Here is a 19,426-nt window from a genome sequence, read left to right as displayed (position 1 = left end):
AGCTTGCCGTCTCCGAGCTTGCCGCCTAGGGGCTGTCCAGCCCCTCCAGCGCGTCACGCAGGGCGGCGCGGGAGGTGACGCCGAGTTTGGGGAAGGCCTGGTAGAGGTGGGTCGAGACGGTGCGGGGGGAGAGGAAGAGCCGCTCCGCTATCTGCTTGTTGGTCAGGCCCGCGGCCGCCAGGCCCGCGATCTCCCGTTGCTGCGGTGTCAGCGTCGGCAGGTTCCGGGCCCGCACCGGGGTGCCGCAGGCCCGCAGCTCCGCGTCGGCCCGCTCCGCCCACGGGCGGGCGCCGAGCCGCCGGAAGGTCTCTGCGGCGGCCGCGAGCTGTTCCCGCGCCGGGACCGGCGCCCGGCCGCGGCGCAGCCGTTCGCCGTAGTGGAGCCGGATGCGGGCGTGGTCGAAGGGCCAGCGCCCGGCGCCCTCGACGGCCAGCGCCCGGTCGAACCCGTCGGCCGCCGCCGCACCGCTCCCGGCGGCCAGCGCGGCCGAGGCGAGCAGCACCATGTTCAGCCGCGGTGACCCCGCGTCGAGCCCCGCGTCCCGGGCCGCCCGGACGTGCGCGAGGGCCTCCGCGCTGCGGCCGGTGCGCACCGCGGCCTCCGCCAGGTCGAGGATCGCCCACAGCGCGTGCCCGGCGAACGGCGCGAACGTCCCGGGCGGCGAGATCGTGCACACGTGCCGGTAGGCCGCCTCGAAGTCGCCCTGCGACAGGGCGATCAGCGTCCTGGCGTGGGCGGCGTAGCAGCGCACGGCGTGGCCGCGGCGGGAGCCGGCCCACTGGTCCATCTGGTCGGCGTACCCGTGCGCGGTCGCGAAGTCACCGCAGACCGCGGCAGTGCAGGCCAGCACGAACTTGCCGGTCCAGGACCGCAGCGGGTAGTCGAGCTCCTCGCACCAGCGCAGGCCCTGCCGGGCCACCTGCCGCAGTTGCCGCCACTGGCCGGTGAACCAGGCGTGGCTGCCCCACAGGAACGAGGCCTGGATCGCCGGGAAGATGTTCTCGCCGCCGGCCCCGCCGCGCGCCGTGAGCAGCAGCGGCTCCTCGATGGCGCCGAGCCGGTCCGCGTAGGCGCCGGCCGTGGCGATCCGTACGATCCGCACCGGGTCCGGGGTGCCGGGCAGCGCCCGGACGGCGGCGTCGAGGCGGGCCCAGTCCGCGGGGCGGGCCCGGGCCGGGTCGCCGAAGGTGGTCCGCATCAGCCGCAGGGTGTCCGGGAGCGAGACGCACTTCGCCAGCGCCGCGTCGAAGTCCGCCCACAGCTCCCCCCGGCCGGCGTGCACGCACACCATGAACCAGGTGCTCAGCGCTTCGAGCAGCGTGCCGTCGGAGAGGTCGTAGGGCTCGGGCTGCAGGGCGATCGCGCCGAACAGCAGGCGGTGCGCGGTGTCGAGGTCGCCGTAGCTGTTGAGGAGATGCAGCGCGGCGGCCACCGCGACCGCCGGGGACTCCGCGTCCGGGGCGGCCTGCCGGGCGTCGTCGAGCAGCCGGGGCACGTCACGCACGCTGCCGGTGAGGTTCGCGCCGACGTAGGCCGCCTTGGCCAGCCGGCGGGCGTGTCCGGGGCCCGCCGGGCTGAGTTCGGCGGCGCGCACCAGGGCCGCGACCGCGTTCGGGCCGTCACCGCGGTGGGCGCTCGTCTCGGCGGCGTCCTCCAGCAGGGCGGCGATCTGCTCGTCGGGCTCGACGGCGGCCTGCGCCAGGTGCCAGGCCCGCTGCTCGGGCACCCCGTGCCAGGCGTCGGCGAGCGCGCGGTGCACGTTCCGCCGCTGGTCGCTGGTGGACAGTTCCACCACGGCCGAGCGGATGAGCGGGTGCCGGAAGGCCAGCCGCCCGGTCGTGTCGTCGACGCGGACGAGCCGCGCGCGTTCGGCCGGCGCCAGCTGCTTCAGGGCGCTTTGCCCGGCCACCGCCCGGCGTACGACCAGCAGGTTGCCGCTGCCCTCCAGCGCGGCCACCAGCAGCAGGTGCCGGGTGCCGGGCGGCAGCGTGCCGATGCGGGCGGCGAAGGTCCACTGGAGCCGCTCGGTCAGCGGCAGGTGGGCCGGCAGGGCCTGGGACGCGGTGCGCTGGGACTCGCTGAGCGCGGCCGGGAGTTCCAGCAGCGCCAGCGGGTTGCCCTCGGCGGCGGCGATCAGCCGCCGCCGGACCCGCTCCGCGAGCGCGGGGAAGCGGCGGCCGAGCAGCTCGCCCGCCGCGGCCTCGCCCAACGGGCCCAGTTCGTGCGGCGCCAGCCCGCTGTGGTCGAAGAAGCTCTCCTCGCCGGGCCGGGCCGCGCAGACCAGCCCCGTGCCGGTGCCGGCGAGCCGGCGCGCCACCAGCCCAAGAACGACGGCGCTGGCCCGGTCCAGCCACTGGGCGTCGTCCAGCACGAGCAGCGTGGGCCGGTCACGGGAGAGCTCCGCGGCGAGCGCCACCACGGCGTCGGCGACCGCGTCGGATCCGGGCGCCGCGCCCCGCACGAAACCGAGGGCCCCGGCGAGCACGGGTGTCCGCGCCGTCCTCGACCGGATCCCGGGCACCGACGTCAGCAGCTGCTGCAACGCGCCGTAACTCGCCTGCGCCCGGTACTGCACCCCCGCGGCCTCCAGCACCCGCAGCCCCGCGGCCTCGGCCCGGCGGACGGCGGCGGCGAGCAGCGCGCTCTTGCCGACCCCGGGGTCCCCCCGCAGCATCAGCGAGCCGCCACCGCCCGGCCGCGCCAGCCCGGCCAGGAATCCGTCCAGCCGCTCCAACTCGGCCTCCCGACCGACCAGGGGCTCTTCACCGCGCGGGCCCGGCCAGGGCTCTCCACCGCGCGGGCCCGGCAGAGGCTCTTCACCGCGCGGGCCCGGCAGAGGCTCTTCACCGCGCGGGCCCGGCAGAGGCTCTTCGCCGCGCGGGCCCGGCAGGAGTTCCTCGCCGTGCGAAGGGTGCCCGGCGGCCCGGGGGACGGTCATGCGCGGCCTCCGGCCCGGCGGGCCGGCGTGCCGACCGGCGTGCCCGGCCGTGCGCCGGGCCGCGTTCCGCACTGCGTGCCCGGCCGACCGCCGGGCCGCGGGGACAACCCCAACTCCCGTGGCAGCGCGGCGCGTTCGCACACGCCTGTGCCTGTGCCTGTGCGGGTGCCGGTGCGAGTGCGGCCGCCGTACGACGGGACCCGACGAGCCGTCAACACGGCGTCAGAACTGCCGGTTTCGGGCATGGCGCGCGCTCCTGACCTGGGATGCGGACGAGGACATCCCATGATGCGCGACGGTACGGCGGTCATCCACATCTTTGCGGCGGGGGTGCGCGGGGCGGCCGTCGACCTGGCGGCGGGATGCCGACCGCCCCCGCGCCGGCGGAGCTGCCGGCGCCGTACGGGAGGTGCGTCGCCGCCTCCGGCTCCGGACCGGCGTCGGCCCTCGGCTCAGTTCATGACGCGGCGGCCGGCCGGATCGTCGCCCGGATGTGCTTCATCAAAGGCTGGTCGCTCTGTTCGCTGTAGTCGCAGAGGGCGATCAGCACGTTCATCTCGGGCATGTACCCGGCCGCACAGCCGCGCGGCAGGTCGTACGGAATGGCGAGGTACCCGTTGAGCACCCGGGTGCTGCCGTCCTTGGCCGTGCTCTCGATGTCCACCGGGTCGAACTCCGCGAGGCCCCGCTCCCGCATGTCGGCCGCGTTCATGAAGACGAGGGTGCGGAGGTTCTTGATCCCCCGGTAGCGGTCGTTGTCGGAGTAGATCGTGGTGTTCCACTGGTCGTGGGAGCGCATGGTGCCGAGCGCCAGGGTCCCCGGCGCGGGTACGACGTCGGGCAGCGGCGCCGAGGAGAAGTCGGCGAGCCCGGTGGCCGTACGGAAGACCAGTTCTCGCGCGGGCTGCCGGATCCGGAACCCCAGCGGCAGCCGTACCCGCCGGTTGAAGTCCTCGAAACCGTCGAGAACCTGGGCCATCGTGTCGCGGATACGGTCGTAGTCCTCGACGTACCAGGCCCAGGGCGTGGTGCTGTCGGGAAGCGCCGCGCGGGCGATCCCGGCGATGACGGCGGGCTCGGACAGCAGGTGCGGGGAAGCCGGCTTCTTCATCCCCACGGACAGGTGCACCATGCTCATGGAGTCCTCGACCGAGGTGCTCTGGATGCCGCACCGCTGGTGGTCCTTCTCGGTACGGCCGAGGCAGGGCAGGATCAGCGCCTGCCGGCCGTGCACCAGGTGGCTGCGGTTGAGCTTGGTGCTCACCTGGACGGTGAGGTCGCAGTTGCGCAGGGCCTCGTAGGTGGCGCGGGTGTCGGGCGCCGCGAGGGCGAAGTTGCCGCCCATGCCGACGAACACCTTGACGTCGCCGCGGAGCATGGCCCGGATGGTGCCGACGGTGTCGAGCCCGTGCTCCCGGGGCGGGTCGATCTCGCACACCGTGGCGAGCCGGTCCAGGAACTGGCCGGTCGGCCGGTGATCGATGCCGCAGGTCCGGTTGCCCTGCACGTTGCTGTGCCCACGCACCGGCGAGGGCCCGGCACCCTCCCGCCCGAGGTTGCCGCGCAGCAACAGTACGTTGACGATCTCCCGCACGGTGTCGACCCCGTGCTCGTGCTGACTGACACCGAGGCACCAGCTGATGATGGAACGGTCGGCGTCCCGGTAGATCCGGGCCGCACGGAGGATGTCGGCGCGGCTGACGCCGGACTGCCGCTCGATCTCCTCCCAGGAGGTGGCCTCGCACACCTTCCGGTAGTCCTCGAACCCGCTCGTGTACCGGTCGATGAACTCCTGGTCGAGTGACTTGGGGTCGGCCGTGGCCTGGTCGAGGACGGCCTTGGAGATCCCGCGCATCAGCGCCATGTCACCGCCGACGCGCACCTGGAGGTTGAGGGTGCCGGTGCGGGTGGAGTGGCAGGCCGCCATGTCGACGAAGTCGTGCGGGATGATCGTCCGCCGCGAGGCCGCCTCGATCAGCGGGTTGACGTGCACGATCTGGGCACCGCGTTTGTAGGCGGCAGCGAGGGCGGTGAGCATGCGGGGCGCGTTCGACGCGGCGTTCACGCCCATGATGAAGAGCGCGTCGGTGGCGTCCCAGTCCTGCAGGTCGACGGTCCCCTTCCCGGTCCCCAGCGAGGCGGCGAGGGCCCGCCCGCTGGCCTCGTGACACATGTTGGAGCAGTCTGGAAGGTTGTTCGTCCCCAGCTCGCGGGCCATGAGCTGGTACAGGAAGGTGGCCTCGTTCCCGAGCCGCCCGGAGGTGTAGAAGGACGCCTGATTCGGACTGTCCAGCCCCCGCAACGCCCGCCCGACCAGGTCGAACGCGTCCCGCCAGCGGATCGGCACGTAGTGGTCCGAGTCGGGGTCGTAGACCATCGGCTCGGTCAGCCGCCCCTGGTCCTCCAGCGCGAAGTCACTCCATTCGGCCAGCTCGCCGACGGAGTGCGCGGCGAAGAACTCCCGCCCGACCCGCTTCCGGGTCATCTCCCACGTGACGTGCTTGACCCCGTTCTCACAGAGATCGAGCCGCAGCCCCTTCGTATCATCGGGCCAGGCACACCCGGGACAGTCGAACCCCCCGTTCTCGTGGTTCATCTTCATGATCGCCCGGGGCCCCTCGACGAGCGCCCGCTCCCTCACCAGAAACTTGCTCACGCTTTTGGCAGCGCCCCAGCCTGCGGCGGGATGGTGATACGGATGAAAGAACGGCTCCCCGTCGGCCCTGGGCCCCACCCGCTCCTCGACCGCCCCCGGTTGCCCCGGCTCCGCCGGCCGCATCCGCTTCTGCTCGTCGTGTGAGGTACTCACGGCTCTCACCCTTCGCCGGCGCGGGGAGCACACCGCCGGGGTCAGCGGCGTCTTTCTCATGCTAGGCAGGGTGGTGGGGGGAGGCGAGGCGATCTAGGAGGGGCCCGGCTGCGGCCCCGGCCCCGCTTCGGGCGGGTCGCGGGCGCCGATCAGCAGGCTCGCCCGCACGCCGCTCCTGCAACCAGGGTTCGGTATCGAGTACGGCGGGAGCGCCTCGTGACCGTGGCTCTGTCAGTGGGTCGGACTTCAATGGGCTCATGACCGTTCACGACGCCACCGCGACGCTGCCGGACATCCGCCCCCTGCAGCACGTATGCCGTTCCATCGCCTTGGCCGAGGCCGTGTTGAACCCCGAGGGCTACCGGTACTACTCCTACGACGCGCACTGGTCGGAGACGGAGGAGGTCTTCTCGATGCGAAACGGGAGCGGGGACGAGTACGACGTCGTCTTCTCCCCCGTCGGCGCGTACCTACGCGGATTCGACCACGAGTCACCGATGAGCCCGTACGTCGACGGCGCGGTCTGGCCCGGGATCCTCGACTCGGTTCCTGAGGCCTTCGCCGCACAGGTCGACGAGCCCGCCTTCACGGACGATGGCATACCCAGTGTCACCTTCTGCCTGTGGCGTGGAACAGGCGACCGGGAATGGCACGCCGGCCGCATCGACTTCCCCGGTGGCCACCCGGACCCCGACGGCTCCGGTTGGATGCTCAGCCTGCTGATGAACCCCGGTCCGGGGGTGTTCCGGTCGTTCGCCGAGGACTACTACGAGCGGCCCGTCGACCTCGAAGCCGTCCGCCATGTCTTCGAGGAACGGCCACTGACGCCCGAGATCGTCGCCCGCCTGAATCCCCTCGCTTCCTTTGCAGACGTCTCGAAGGAAGCCGAGCTGATGGGGTATCCGGTGGCACCGGTCCGCACGTCTTCCTGACCCGTTCCGCCTGCCGCATCTGGCCGATCGAACGGCGTCCTCCTCTCGTCCGGTGTCGTCGACGAGCCGGAAAGGACCAGAAGTGCGGGAATGGACCTGGCCCTTCCCGGTCGCCGCTAAATGATCGGCCGTGCGGCACCCGGCCCCGACAGGGGCCGACAGTCCCTTCCTGGGTCCGTCGACAGGGCCGAACGGCCCTACTTCGCGCCGCCGGGCGGCAGACCCACCGATCGCTTTACGAACCCATGACGAGCCCAAAAGGTTCTACGGAATCCCCTCGTCCGTATGTCTCTGCGTGCGGGATCCGATGAACCGGATCAGGAGACACGGTGCTCGTTTCACGGAAGGCGGCGGGAACTCTCTTCGTGGGTGGTGCGCTCAGCTTCACCCTCGGCTCCCTCCTCTACCCCGCCATGCTCGGAGTCCAGAAGGTCAGCAGCGCACCCGAACGGGTCATCGCCACCCCGGCGACCGGACCGTTGACGGAAGCAGACCGCGGTTTCGTGGTCGCGGTCCGCTCGGCCGGACTGTGGGAGTACCCCGTCGGCCAGAAGGCGTCGAGGAAGGGGACGACGACGGCGGTCAGGAACGCCGGGGAGCAGTTGGTCGCCGGGGATGCCTCGTTGGACGCGGCCTGCCGCAACGTCGCCAGTCAGTTGGGCATCGCGCTGCCCGACCAGCCCTCGCCGCAACAGCAGGGCTTCGAGTCCCGGTTGAACAAGGAGAGCGGCAAGCAGTTCGACACGGACCTGGCCACCACCGTGCGCGCGACGAACGGCCAGCTCCTCACCACGATCGCGAGCATCCGCAGCACCACGAGGAACTCGCTGGTCCGGGCGCTGGCCGACCAGGCCAACGCCACCGTCCTGGACCACATCACGGCCGTGGAGTCGACCGGCCTGGTCGACTTCGGCCAGGCCCTCGCTCAGGAGACCAGCTCACCTGGTCTTCCGGCCAAGGACCTGACCCCGCCGCCCGCGGTCGCGGGCCAGCCGCAGACCGTCCTCACACCGCCGGCGAACAGCACGGTGTCGGCGAGTCCGACGATGGGGTGAGAGGGGAGCCGGGCCGAGCCTCCCCTGCCGACCGGACGGCCGACGTCACCTCTCGAGCCCGTCCGGTCCGGCACCCTCGGACCGATAACTACACACCGCGTGTATACATGACGTGTATAGTGCCGAGACATGGCTTCCGCAATCGCCTTCCGGCGCGACGCCCCCGTCACCGTCCTCACCGCGGCCACCGCCTTCGGACTGCTGCTGGGGTGGGCGACGTACGGCCTGCACGGCACGACGCCCCTGCTGGACCGCGCGACCAACTCGACGTCCACCTGGATCATCTGGACCGCCGCGGCCGGCGCCCTGATCCGGAACCGACAACTCGCCGTCTGGGGCGGAGCGTTGATGATGCTCGCCACCTGCGGTGGCTACTACACGGCGTCCACGCTCGGCGGCACCTTCGGGAGCGGCGGGCTCGGAACCGCCGCCGTGTGGTCGATGGCGGGACTCGCCGGAGGGCCCCTGCTGGGATGGGCCGGGTGGACGGTACGGCGAGGACAGGGGGACGTAAGGGCGGTGGCCGGGGCGGTCATCCCGATGGTGGTGCTGGGCGAGGGCCTCTGGTTCGGGCTGGTTCTCCACTACTGGGACGACGCGACCGTCTTCCTGACCGTCGGCGCGCTGCTCACCGCCCTTCTGACCGCCTACCTGGCGCGCGCCGGGGTGCGGCGCTACTGGCTGTGCCCCGTTCTCGCTCCCGTGGGCGGTCTCGTCTTCCACCTTGCCGAGAAGGGCATCCTCAACGGCCTGCTCGGATCGGTCTGACGCGAGGTGCCGGGCGGTGCAGCCGGGGCGGTGCAGCCGGGCCGACCGCGGCCTCCACCGAACTCGGCAGCACGGCGGCGTCCACCCACGACATCCACTCAGGCTTGTGCGCCCAGATCGAGGCCACCGCGTACCCGGCGGAGCCGATGCCCTGGAAGCACTCCTGCACCCGGCCGGACCGCCGGGGCTCAGCGGAATGAACCCGGTCACCGATTGTTGAAAGCGGTATGAAGAAGATCGGGTTCCTGTCCTTCGGGCACTGGACGCCATCGCCGCACTCGCAGACGCGCTCCGCCTCGGACTCCCTGCTGCAGGCGATCGACCTCGCGGTCGCCGCGGAGGAGCTGGGGGCGGACGGCGCCTACTTCCGCGTCCACCACTTCGCCCGCCAGCACGCTTCCCCGTTCCCCCTGCTCGCCGCGATCGGTGCGCGCACCAGTCGGATCGAGATCGGCACCGGTGTGATCGACATGCGCTACGAGAACCCCCTGTACATGGCGGAGGACGCGGGCGCGGCCGACCTGATCTCGGGCGGCCGGCTCCAGCTCGGCCTCAGCCGGGGGTCACCGGAACAGGTCGTCGACGGCTGGCGGCACTTCGGTTACCGGCCGCCGGAGGGCGGGACCGACGCCGACCTCGCCCGCGCACACACCGAGGAACTGCTCGACGTGCTCAGGGGTGAGGGATTCGCCCAGCCCGACCCCCGGCCGATGTTCGCCAACCCGCCGGGTCTGCTGCGCATCGAACCGCACTCCGAGGGCCTGCGGGACCGGATCTGGTGGGGTTCCGGTTCGAACGCCACCGCGGCCTGGGCCGCCGGGCTCGGGATGAACCTGCAGAGCTCGACCCTCAAGGACGACGAGAGCGGCGAGCCACTCCACGTTCAGCAGCGCAAGCAGATCGAGGCGTACCACGAGGCGTGGCGCGCCGCGGGGCACACCCGTTCCCCCCGGGTGTCGGTCAGCCGCAGCATCTTCCCGCTCGTCGACGACCGGGACCGCGCGTACTTCGGTGGGGACCGCGACTCGACGGACCAGATCGGCTACATCGATCCCAGCACCCGCAGCATCTTCGGCCGGTCCTACGCCGCGGAGCCCGACGTGCTCGTCAAGCAGCTGGCCGAGGACGAGGCCGTCGCGGCCGCCGACACACTGCTGCTCACGGTGCCCAACCAGCTCGGCGTCGAGTACAACGCGCATGTCGTCGGCAGCATCCTGACGCACGTCGCGCCGGAACTCGGCTGGCGCTGACGACCGGCACCACGGCAGGTGCCGCCAGGGGAATCGGCGTCCGGTGCGGACGCGCCTGACCCGGGCGGCATCTTCGCCCCCGGCGTGATGCGGCAGCCGGACACCCACGTCTACATCACGGGACGCCGCAAGGAGACCCTCGACAAGGCCGCCGAGCAGATCGGCGGCTCTACGCCACCGTCGCCGACGCCGGACACCGCATCGACGTCCTGTTCGCCAACGTCGGCGGCGGCGAGTTCGCTCCCCTCGACCAGATGACCGAGGAGCACTACGACACCACCTTCGACAGCCATGTGAAGGGCACCGTCTTCACCGTCCAGAAGGCGCTCCCCCACCTGGTCGACGGCGCCTCCAAGGCCGCCATCCGCGCCTTCTCCCGCACCTGGGCCAACGAACTGAGCGGACGCGGCATCCGCGTCAACACCATCTCGCCCGGCCCCATCACCACCCCGGCCTCAACGGTCTCGCCGCGGACGAAGCAGGGGCGGCGCAGCTGCGGGAGACCCTCGCCGGCACCGTGCCCCTGGGCCGCATGGGCCGCCCGGAGGAGGTCGCCGACCTCGCACTCATCCTTGCCACCGGCCAGTCCAGCTTCATCACCGGCACCGACATCTTCATCGACGGCGGCGCCAAGCAGGTGTAGCCCGGTCTACCCGCCGGCCCTCACTCGGGGCGTCGGCGGTGGCGTTCGCGCGACGGTCTTCGGACACGGGGGCCGTACCAGTCCAGGCACAGGACGGTGGCGTCGTCCTGCGGATGGCCGTCCCAGGCGTCGGTGACCGCGGTGGCCAGAGTACGCACGACCTCGCGCGGGTGCTCGGCGGCGGTGTCACGGATGAGGCCGGGGAGGTCGACCTTCTTCGCCTGGCGTTCCTGCATGCCGTCGGTGTGCAGCACGAGCCGGTCACCGGGGCGCAGGTCCAAGTCCTGCACCCGGTACGGTCCGTTGTGCGTGGGGACGCCGAACGGCAGGTTCACCGCCAGACGCAGTTCTTCGACCGTGCCGTCGCGCAGCCGCAGGGGCCAGGGGTGGCCGGCGTTGACGAGCTGGAAGCTCGTGCCGTCCAGGGCGATGCGCAGCAACTGCCCGGTGGCGAAGGTCTGTCGGCCGTGAGCGAGGAGGGCCTCGTGGGTCCGGCGGGCCTGTTCGGCGAGGTCGCACCCGGAACGGCGGGCGCCGCGGGAGGCATTGACCAGGAGAGTGGCCATGAGTGCGGCGCTGACGTCGTGGCCCATGGCGTCGGTGACGGACAGGTGCAGGGTGTCGTGGTCAAGGGTGTAGTCGTACGTGTCACCGGCGATGTCGGCGGCCGGGACCAGGGCGCCGGCGAGCGCGAACTCCGGGGCCTCGCAGGACGGGGCGGAGGGCAGCAGCTGGCGCTGGATCTCCGCGGCCAGGCTGACGGAGGTCGTGCGGTTGCCCCAGTGGTAGAGGTCGGTGAAGCGGCGGTCGGTGACGATGATGTACGCCAGCGCGTGCGCGGCCTCCTCGATCTGCTCCAGCACTTCCCGAGTGGCCTCGGAGAGGAACAGCTCCAGGACGCCGATGGCGTCACCGCGGTTGGTGACGGGGGTGAGCACCCTGTGCCCGCGCTCGCCCTCCGGCACCCGCACCGTCCGCTGGACGCGCAGGACCTCGTCGTAGACGCTGTCGTCGAAGGGGACCTCTTCGGCGCGACGCTCCTGGGGCGTGGCGGCCTCCTCGCTCACCCGCAACAGACGTCGGCCGACGACGTCGACGAACAGGAACGACACGTATCGGGCACCGAACCGCTCGCGCAGATCGTCGGCCACGACATCGAGAGAGCGCACCGGCGCGGCGTCCTCCGCCGCTGCCAGCACCTCAGCCAGGGCGATCCGATCGCGTGCCACATCAGCCTCCTTCTCGGTAGAGAACCCGTTTTCCCGCTGACACGCCGGACACGGCCCCGCTGTGACCCACGCCTCACACACGGGCATGCGCAGGGAGGCGGAACACGGGTGCGCACGTGCCGGGTCCTGAGGCTCGCCGGACGGCTCTGGGCCCGTCGGCTCGACCGACGAAAGGCGGCCACCGACCAGTACCTTCTTCGCTCGGCGGAGACCACAGACAGCAGACGAGGCGTGCTGTACGCCGAGGAGTGCGACTGCAACGCTGTGACCTGCTCAAACGTAGGGCGAAGGTACCTGCGTGGCTACCTTGACGGATACGTAGAGATCGGGTTCGGACGACCGCTCAATGCGCTCGCGTTCCGGAGGTGGTGATCCTCGGGGACCTGGTCATGTACGAGGTGGTCTACGACGATGACGGTAACGCGGCAGGCGCCAACCGCTTCACCGAGCGATCACTGATCCGGGAGACGTCTCTCGGATTCGACAGGCTCTACGAGCGCGGTGAGGGTTTCCACGACTTCTTCGACCGGGAGATCGCCCCGCTTGCCCCGCCCCAGGAGTCCGGCACTCAGACGGGTTCTGCCGGTTCGCGCTGACCGGCAGGGCGGGAGAGTCTGAAGCGAGGCAGGGGTGCGCGGTCTGCCCTCCACGCTCGAACCGTCCGAGCGAGGTTCACAGCTTCTATGACTCGTACCAGAATCACGTACCGGTGCGGTACCATTTTCCAGTACCACTAGGAAAGAGGTGCCGCTGATGACCATAAGCGCCAGCGAGGCCCGCAAGGACCTCTTCCCCCTCATCAAGCGCGTCAACGACGACCACACCCCCGTGCGTATCAGCTCCAAGAGCGGCGACGCGGTTCTGATGTCCGCCGAGGACTACGACTCCTGGCAGGAGACCGTCTACCTGCTGCGCTCTCCCGCCAACGCGCGCAGCCTCATGGAAGCCGTCGCCCGGGACAGGGCCGGCGAGGCCGTGGTCACCAGGACCATGACAGAGCTGGAAGAACTGGCGGGTGACGGGTGAGGAGCGTCCACTTCGACCCGGCCGCATGGGAGGACTTCCTGTTCTGGCTCGGCTCGGACCGCGCCATGGCCCGCAGGATCACCCGGCTGATCGGCGAGATCCAGCGCACCCCTTTCACCGGCATCGGCAAGCCGGAACCCCTGAAGGGTGACCTGTCGGGCTACTGGTCACGCCGGATCGACGACGAGCACCGGCTCGTGTACCGGGTGGACGAGAAGGAAGTCAAGATCCTCAAGGCCCGCTACCACTACTGAGGCCACCGCTCAGCTCTGCGGCGAACGCCCTGCCACGTCATCCGCCGGGCGGGGTGCGGAGCACGCCGTCACGCTAGCCGCCTGACGAACGCCGCTGCCACAAAGGAACGCGCTCATGACCACGCTCACCGACACACCGGCGGGGCCGCTCATCCCCATGCCGTACAGGAACCCCCGCCGCTGTCCGTGTCGCCGTCGCCCGACGCCGACACGGACAGCGAGGGCTGACGGGCTCGCACCGCACCCCGGCCTCCCATAGGCATAGGTGAGCGCTAGGAGGAGTGAGGCTTCTCCGGCTCGTCGGCGGTGTCATTCGCGCCGTGGTGTTCAGCGTGCGCTGTCGCGAAAGACCCTTGGTCCTCCACGACTTCCACGACCTCGCCGTCCACGACTTCCCCGTCCCACGCCCGGTGCGACGGATCCGCCAGTGGCAGGCTGGAGAGGTGCTTCCTGAGCCTCTTGGCCATCGGGAGGTAGGTCGCGAAAGTGACACCGGAGACAGCGGCCCCTACGAGAGGGATGGCCTTCGAGACGGTCTTCGCGAAGGACTGCTCAGACGCCCGAAGGGCCAGGGAAACATCGGCTGGGAGAAGCAGGCCGACTCCGCCCTCGCCGGGCTCCGCACCCCGGCCGAGCGCGCCTTCGCCGAACCCGGGCGCTGGGGACACGTGTGCTCGACCTGTTGCGGATCAGCCCGAACCGCACCACCGGCGCGCTTCACGCCCTTCTCATGATCACATAAAAGCGATCTTCACTCGCAGGAGGGCAGATCGGAAACGCTCAGTACAAGCGCTGCGGTGAGGATCTGCGGTGGCTTCGTCGACATCAGCTGCTGCTGGTCGAGCAGTGCGAGACGCTTTCGAAGCCGCACATCGAGCTCGACAGCCTTGCGGTGGAGGCTCTCAGAGGACTCCTTGGGCTTCTCACCCCTCCGTTCCTTCTCCGAGGCCGCCGCAGCATCGAGGAGCAGCCGCTCGCTCTCCGAGGTCAGACGCTTGGTCACCAGTTCCCGGGTCTTGGTCAACTCTGCCAGGCGACGGGGCTGGACCTCGGCCAGGTATTCGGGAAGCTGATTGGCGATGATCCAGCTGGTTGCCTTGTCCTCGGCGTCTGCGAGCCAGGGAAGTCCGCATGTTATGTCGGTCGCCGCGCCGTTGGGCGCCGCGGCACAGTCGAGGTAGGGCGCGGGGCCGGCTGGATGCACGGTGCCGTGGCTGTCGACGTAGGCGTAGGCGAACCGTCGGGCCACCGACTCACCGGTGGCATCCGCGACCTCTTCGACAACCCCGACGAGGAGGTGCGGTTCTTCGAGGGTGGCCGAGACGAGGACGGTGCCCTGGTTAAGGGTGCCCCCGAAGTTCCGGATGGTTTCGTCCATGACGGCGTCGTGCAGCGGGTGACCGGGGGCGAGCAGGTCGGCGCGGGCGCGGCCGTCAGGCTGGACGTAGCTGAGGTCGAAGGTGACGTGGTCGTACTTGGTGGCAATCGGTCCGTTGCCTGCTGATCGGATGTGCTGGGGCACGTTGGCTATCTCGTACCGCCCCTGTTGGCGCTTGACGATCCGACCTCCGAGCCGGGTGAAGGCGTCCGTGAAGGTCGATTCGATGTAGTGCGGCTGAAGACGTCGGGCGCGGGCATCGTCCATCGCGGCACGCAGGGCGCGAAGATCGGCATCCGAGAGGTGCTCCGAAGCGAGCGCACGCTCGTCCAGAAGGCCCTTGAGGCCGTCTCCGACGGTGGTGTCGATGACCTCGTGCATCCTCTTCTTGACATCTGCCTGCTCCCCGTACTGGATGGCATCGAGCAGCAAGTCTCGCAGCGGGGTCTCGGCGAACGCCTCTCCCAGGACATCGAAGACCTTCCCGCCGTACGTCTCACGCATCTGGTCGAGCTTCTCCAGCAGGCGCGTGAAAACCTCGCCCTCGCGCGTGTTGGAGGCGACGAGGTTCCAGAGCCGGCAGACCTCCTCCTGGCCGATGCGGTGGATGCGGCCGAAGCGCTGCTCAATGCGGTTGGGGTTCCAGGGCAGGTCGTAGTTGACCATCAGGTGTGCGGCCTGCAGGTTGAGTCCCTCGCCGGCGGCGTCGGTGGCCAGCAGGATCTGAACGTCACGGTTCTTGGTGAACTCCTCGGTGATCTGCCGCCGTTCGGCACGGCGTACGCCGCCGTGTATAGCCTTGACGGCATCGGGCTTGCCCAGAAGCAACCCGATCTTGCCCTGCAGATATTGCAAGGTGTCGCGGTGCTCAGTGAAGATGATGAGTTTCCGAGGCCGGCCGTTGGCGTCTGTCACCAGCGTGTGGTCTCGGAGGAGCGCGGACAGCTCGGTCCACTTGCGGTCCGTACCTGCCTCTCGGACCCGCTGCGCCGTCTTCACCAACGCCCTCAGCTCGATGAGCTCGACGTTGAGCTCCTCGACTGTCTGCGCCGCCGTCGCAGCATCGAGCAGTTCCTCCTCGGTCTCCTCGATCTCTTCGGCATCGAGGTCGCCGTTGTCGAAGTCGGCGAGGTCGATGGCGGGCAGGCTCTCGCGAAAGGTGCCGTTGAGGATCTCCTGCTTCTTGCGCTCCAGGCGCTCGGTACGCCGCACGAGGCTCTTGTAGATCGCCTCGGGGCTGGAGGCCAGGCGTCGCTGCAGAACAGTAAGTGCGAAACCGACAGTGTTCTTGCGTTTGCCACCGATGCGGTCGGCGCGGTTCATCCCCTCGCGGACATAGTGGGTGACGTCCTCGTAGAGGTCGTACTCGAGCGCCGTGAGCTCGTAGGGGACGGTCTCCGCGAGGCGCTCGGGGAAGAGCTTCCTGCCCTCGAAGGTAAGCAGGTCCTCCTTGATCATGCGCCGCATGATCCCGCTGACGTCGGCGCTCCTCTTCTGCCTGCCCTCGAATCTGTCACGGTCCAGCAGCGTGAGGAAAAGCTGGAAGTCCTCCTCCTTTCCCGAGTGCGGGGTCGCTGTCATCAGGAGCAGGTGGCGAGTGATCTCGCCGAACATCTCGCCAAGCTGGAACCGTTTGGTCTTCTCCACCTTGCCACCGAAGTAGTGGCCACCCATGCGGTGCGCCTCGTCAACGACGATCAGGTCCCACTCCGTCTCCTGGAGCTGCGCCTTCAGTTGCTCGTTACGAGAGAGCTGGTCCATGCGGGCGATCAGAAGCGGGTTGGTCTCGAAGACGTTGAGATTGAGCTGGGAGTCGAGGAGCTGGTTCGTGAGCAGGTCGAAGCGGAGGCCGAACTTGAAGAAGAGCTCGTCCTGCCACTGATCGACCAACCCTCCCGGAGCCACGATGAGGCACCGCTTGACGTCGTCGCGGAGCAGGAGCTCCTTGATATAGAGCCCGGCCATGATCGTCTTTCCCGCGCCCGGATCGTCGGCGAGCAGGAAGCGCAACGGTGTACGGGGCATGAGCTCGCCATACACGGCGCGGATCTGGTGCGGGAGCGGCTGAACGTCACTGGTCGCCACAGCGAGCATCGGGTCGAACAGACCGGCCAGTGAGATCCGCTGGGCCTCGGCGACCAGCTTGAAGTCACTTGCGTTCGCGTCGAAGGCGCGGCTGCCGCTGCGGGCGACGCTCAGCTCGTCCTCATCCTTCCGGAAGACGACCCGCTGGTCGAGACCGCCCGCGGAGGTCTTGTAGGTCAGCTCGAGCGCGTTCGCACCGTGCCACTGGGCGGCGATGACCGTGACGACCTCCGCCGGTATGAGTCCGTCGATCCGCAGACCCGGCTTGAGCTCCTCGAGCAGCACCTGCAGAACCTCCTGGTGGGCAGCCTGTGAACGCTACTCGGACGTTCCGGCAATTTCGTGATCCCGTCGACTTCGTCAACCGGGGTCGCTAATCTTCGCAGAGGTCGTGCGAGTCGGCAGGGGCAATGGAGCGAGAAGAACGTCAGCACCTTCGTGGTGTGGTGGAGCAAGTCAGCGGGTGGCGCAAGCTCGCGGCGAGGATCATCGAGCAACGTGAGCCTGTCGAGGCGGCGGCGGAAGAAGCCGCCAGGCAGCTCCTCGGCCGAGTGGCTTCCCTCGGGACCGGAACCACCAGCGCATGGCGCGTACTTCAGGTCTCGCCGTCCGATGTCGACCTGGTGACCTCCCTGGCCAGCCGTCAGGCGCTTCCGTCGCTCACGACCAATGCCCAGCAGGGCATCCACCAGTTGACCAACGACGCCGGCCGGGCGCTGACGGCTGTCCGGGCGATGTTCGGCGCCCGCAGGATATTGTCGGGCAAAAGCCGCAAGGGCGAAGCAGAGCAAGCTGCGGCATACCTGATATCTCTCCACGAGCAGGTTACGAGCACCCCACTCATAACCGAGTTGGAGAGCCTGGCAGCATGGGACAGGAAAGCTGTCCCCGCAGTCGGGCTCTCGGCCATCCTCGATGACACGGTCGGCTTCGCCCCTCTCCTCGGCGGTCGAGCCGAACTCGTCGGGCGGCATGAACTGGACGTCGCCGGGGCCGCGATCAGCGCGATCGATCAGGCCCTTCAGCGCGAGGACGAGTCCAGAACGGCAGTCAATGCCGCCGGCAATGCCGTCCGACAGGCCGAGACTCGCAAGATGGTCGCCGAAATGCCCGTTGAGCGGCTCAAGGACGCGACCAGCGGCCAACTGCGCATCACGGCGCTGAACGATGCCGGGATCAGGAACGTGCAGCAGGTCCTCGACCAGAAATCACGGATTCGGTCGCTCCCCGGAGTGGGCGAGACAACAGGCAACCGGATGGTCGGCGCCGCACGGACCATCTGGCAGACCACACTGGACGAGATGCCGGTCCGGATCGACATCAAGAACCGATCCGGCGAGACCACGAAGCTCCTCAAGACGATGAAGGTTTGGGCAGCGGCACGCTCGATCCACAGCGTCACAGCCGACCTCGCTGCCGCCGACGCGGTTCGGCCGCTCCTTCAAAGCCTTCATTCCAAGACCTCTCACGTGGTTCTCGTCCCCCAGGCTCGGACCGTCGCCGAGTTGCGTACCGCGCTGGCGGCCGTCGAGCGTCGCGGGGCGATGCTCAACGGCGGGGACGACGCCGCAGGCGGTGATCCTTGGGAGGATTTCATCGCCCGCCCGGCCGACTACTACGCGATGCTCGCGGAGCTCGGATTCCTGGCCGATGACGCCGAGAAGAGCCACGGCGACCTACCGACCGAAATCGTCGAGGCGGTCAGGGAACTCAAGCTCGACACCAGTCATCTGAAGGCGTCCCTGCGCGGGTACCAGTCATTCGGTGCCCGCTTCGCAATCGTGCAACGGAAGGTCATCATCGGCGACGAGATGGGGCTGGGAAAGACGGTCGAGTCACTCGCCGTACTCGCCCACTTGCGCGCCAAGGGCTCCTCACACTTCCTGGTCGTGAGCCCAGCCGCTGTCGTGACCAACTGGGTGCGCGAAGTCCAGGCCAAGTCCGATCTGCGCGCGTATCGGCTGCACGGGCCCGGTCGCGACGACGCGCTGAAGTCCTGGATCCGCAACGGTGGAGTCGCTGTCACCACCTACGACATCCTCGGTTGGCTGGAAGGCCGGATCCCCGAACGCGCCGAACTTGCGTGCCTGGTGTTCGACGAAGCGCACTACATCAAGAATCCGGACGCCCAGCGAACCCGGCGCTCCACGGCTCTGATCAAGAGCTCGGAGCGAGCGATCCTGCTGACCGGCACCCCTCTGGAGAACCGGATCGAGGAATTCCGCAATCTCGTCGGCTACCTCCGGCCAGACCTGTCGATCAGCGCCTCGGAAATCGCTCCTCGCCAGTTCCGGAAACAGGTGGCACCGGCCTACCTGAGACGCAACCAGGAAGACGTCCTCACAGAGCTCCCGGAGCGGTTCGAAGTCGACGAGTGGATGCCGATGTCCAGCGCCGACGAGCAGCACTACCGAGCGGCTGTCATCGAAGGCAACTTCATGGCCATGCGCCAGGCCGCGCTACGCGCCGGCGCCAAGTCCGAGAAGATGCGGCGCCTCATCGACATCGTCCAGGAGGCAGAGGACAACGAGCGCAAGGTGCTGGTCTTCTCGTACTTCCGTGACGTCCTCGATGAAGTGGCGTCGGTCCTTCCGGGAAAGGTGTTCGGGCCCCTTACCGGCTCCGTTCCCGCCGCGAAGCGACAGAGCATGGTTGATGAGTTCTCCCAAGCCCGCCACGGGGCAGTCCTCGTCGCGCAGATCGTGGCAGGCGGCGTCGGTCTGAACATTCAGTCGGCATCGGTCGTCGTGATCTGCGAGCCCCAGCTCAAGCCGACGACTGAATGGCAAGCCATCGGCCGCTCCCACAGGATGGGGCAACTGGAGTCGGTACAAGTACATCGCCTTCTCTCCGAAGAAGGCGTCGACCAGCGCATCATTGAGATCCTGGCGCGCAAGAACCAACTCTTCGCGGAATTTGCCCGCGTCTCCGAAACCGCCGACAGCGCCCCGGAAGCGTTCGATATCACGGACGCTGAGCTGGCACGGGAGATCGTGGCGGCGGAGCGCGAGCGCCTACTCACGGGCGGCTGACAAACGCGGGACAGGGAGCCGGCCACA

At 69.4% G+C, this 19,426-nt stretch carries 13 protein-coding genes and 1 pseudogene; 9 read left to right on the top strand and 5 right to left on the bottom strand.

Annotated features, from left to right (window positions below; genetic code table 11):
* Positions 1-25: 25 nt before the first annotated feature.
* The gene (locus tag ACFY0K_RS07580; protein WP_390639462.1) at positions 26-2,755 is read right to left on the bottom strand and encodes an AAA family ATPase; all 2,730 of its coding nucleotides are present in this window, start codon (positions 2,753-2,755) and stop codon (positions 26-28) included.
* Between the two features lie 640 nt (positions 2,756-3,395).
* Positions 3,396-5,717, bottom strand: a complete 2,322-nt coding sequence (locus ACFY0K_RS07575; protein ID WP_390639461.1) for an FdhF/YdeP family oxidoreductase — start codon at positions 5,715-5,717, stop codon at positions 3,396-3,398.
* Positions 5,718-6,004: 287 nt separating this feature from the next.
* On the opposite strand from ACFY0K_RS07575, the gene ACFY0K_RS07570 reads away from it, so the two are divergent.
* The 5 genes and pseudogenes from ACFY0K_RS07570 (at position 6,005) to ACFY0K_RS07550 (ending at position 10,395) form a co-directional block, all read left to right on the top strand.
* The gene (locus tag ACFY0K_RS07570) at positions 6,005-6,679 is read left to right on the top strand and encodes a hypothetical protein (protein ID WP_390639051.1); all 675 of its coding nucleotides are present in this window, start codon (positions 6,005-6,007) and stop codon (positions 6,677-6,679) included.
* Between the two features lie 365 nt (positions 6,680-7,044).
* Positions 7,045-7,734 (top strand): DUF4142 domain-containing protein, encoded by a 690-nt coding sequence (locus tag ACFY0K_RS07565; protein ID WP_390639460.1) that lies wholly within the window; start codon positions 7,045-7,047, stop codon positions 7,732-7,734.
* A gap of 129 nt (positions 7,735-7,863) precedes the next feature.
* Positions 7,864-8,502 carry a DUF6518 family protein gene (locus tag ACFY0K_RS07560; RefSeq protein ID WP_390639050.1) on the top strand — a complete coding sequence of 213 codons (639 nt, stop codon included), beginning with the start codon at positions 7,864-7,866 and terminating at the stop codon, positions 8,500-8,502.
* A 227-nt stretch (positions 8,503-8,729) separates the two neighbouring features.
* Positions 8,730-9,752, top strand: a complete 1,023-nt coding sequence (locus tag ACFY0K_RS07555) for an LLM class flavin-dependent oxidoreductase (protein WP_390639049.1) — start codon at positions 8,730-8,732, stop codon at positions 9,750-9,752.
* Positions 9,753-9,821: 69 nt separating this feature from the next.
* A pseudogene (locus ACFY0K_RS07550) lies at positions 9,822-10,395 on the top strand (SDR family oxidoreductase).
* Between the two features lie 20 nt (positions 10,396-10,415).
* Here ACFY0K_RS07550 and ACFY0K_RS07545 read toward each other — a convergent pair.
* Positions 10,416-11,624 (bottom strand): PP2C family protein-serine/threonine phosphatase, encoded by a 1,209-nt coding sequence (locus tag ACFY0K_RS07545; RefSeq protein WP_390639048.1) that lies wholly within the window; start codon positions 11,622-11,624, stop codon positions 10,416-10,418.
* A gap of 314 nt (positions 11,625-11,938) precedes the next feature.
* On the opposite strand from ACFY0K_RS07545, the gene ACFY0K_RS07540 reads away from it, so the two are divergent.
* The 3 genes from ACFY0K_RS07540 to ACFY0K_RS07530 all read left to right on the top strand — a co-directional run bounded on the left by ACFY0K_RS07540 (position 11,939) and on the right by ACFY0K_RS07530 (position 12,904).
* Entirely contained in the window at positions 11,939-12,220 is a 282-nt protein-coding gene (locus ACFY0K_RS07540) for a DUF6879 family protein (protein WP_390639459.1), read from the top strand.
* A 157-nt stretch (positions 12,221-12,377) separates the two neighbouring features.
* Positions 12,378-12,650, top strand: a complete 273-nt coding sequence (locus tag ACFY0K_RS07535) for a type II toxin-antitoxin system Phd/YefM family antitoxin (RefSeq protein WP_282702164.1) — start codon at positions 12,378-12,380, stop codon at positions 12,648-12,650.
* Positions 12,647-12,904, top strand: coding sequence for a Txe/YoeB family addiction module toxin (locus tag ACFY0K_RS07530; RefSeq protein ID WP_093503681.1), 258 nt, complete (start codon positions 12,647-12,649; stop codon positions 12,902-12,904). The genes ACFY0K_RS07535 and ACFY0K_RS07530 overlap by 4 nt, the downstream gene beginning before the upstream one ends.
* Before the next feature lie 272 nt (positions 12,905-13,176).
* On the opposite strand, the gene ACFY0K_RS07525 is transcribed toward ACFY0K_RS07530, so the two are convergent.
* Together ACFY0K_RS07525 and ACFY0K_RS07520 are read right to left on the bottom strand one after the other, a co-directional pair.
* A complete protein-coding gene (locus ACFY0K_RS07525; protein ID WP_390639047.1) occupies positions 13,177-13,572 on the bottom strand; it encodes a hypothetical protein in 396 nt (131 codons plus the stop codon).
* Positions 13,573-13,655: 83 nt separating this feature from the next.
* Positions 13,656-16,652: a DEAD/DEAH box helicase gene (locus tag ACFY0K_RS07520; protein WP_390639046.1), complete on the bottom strand. Its 2,997-nt coding sequence runs from the start codon at positions 16,650-16,652 to the stop codon at positions 13,656-13,658.
* Positions 16,653-16,810: 158 nt separating this feature from the next.
* On the opposite strand from ACFY0K_RS07520, the gene ACFY0K_RS07515 reads away from it, so the two are divergent.
* A complete protein-coding gene (locus ACFY0K_RS07515) occupies positions 16,811-19,399 on the top strand; it encodes a DEAD/DEAH box helicase (RefSeq protein ID WP_390639045.1) in 2,589 nt (862 codons plus the stop codon).
* The last annotated feature ends 27 nt before the right edge of the window (positions 19,400-19,426 follow it).

This window comes from Streptomyces sp. NPDC001507, assembly GCF_042894765.1.
Taxonomy (GTDB): domain Bacteria; phylum Actinomycetota; class Actinomycetes; order Streptomycetales; family Streptomycetaceae; genus Streptomyces.
Note: the sequence above shows the minus strand (reverse complement) of the source record. Positions and strands in the feature narration are given on the sequence as shown.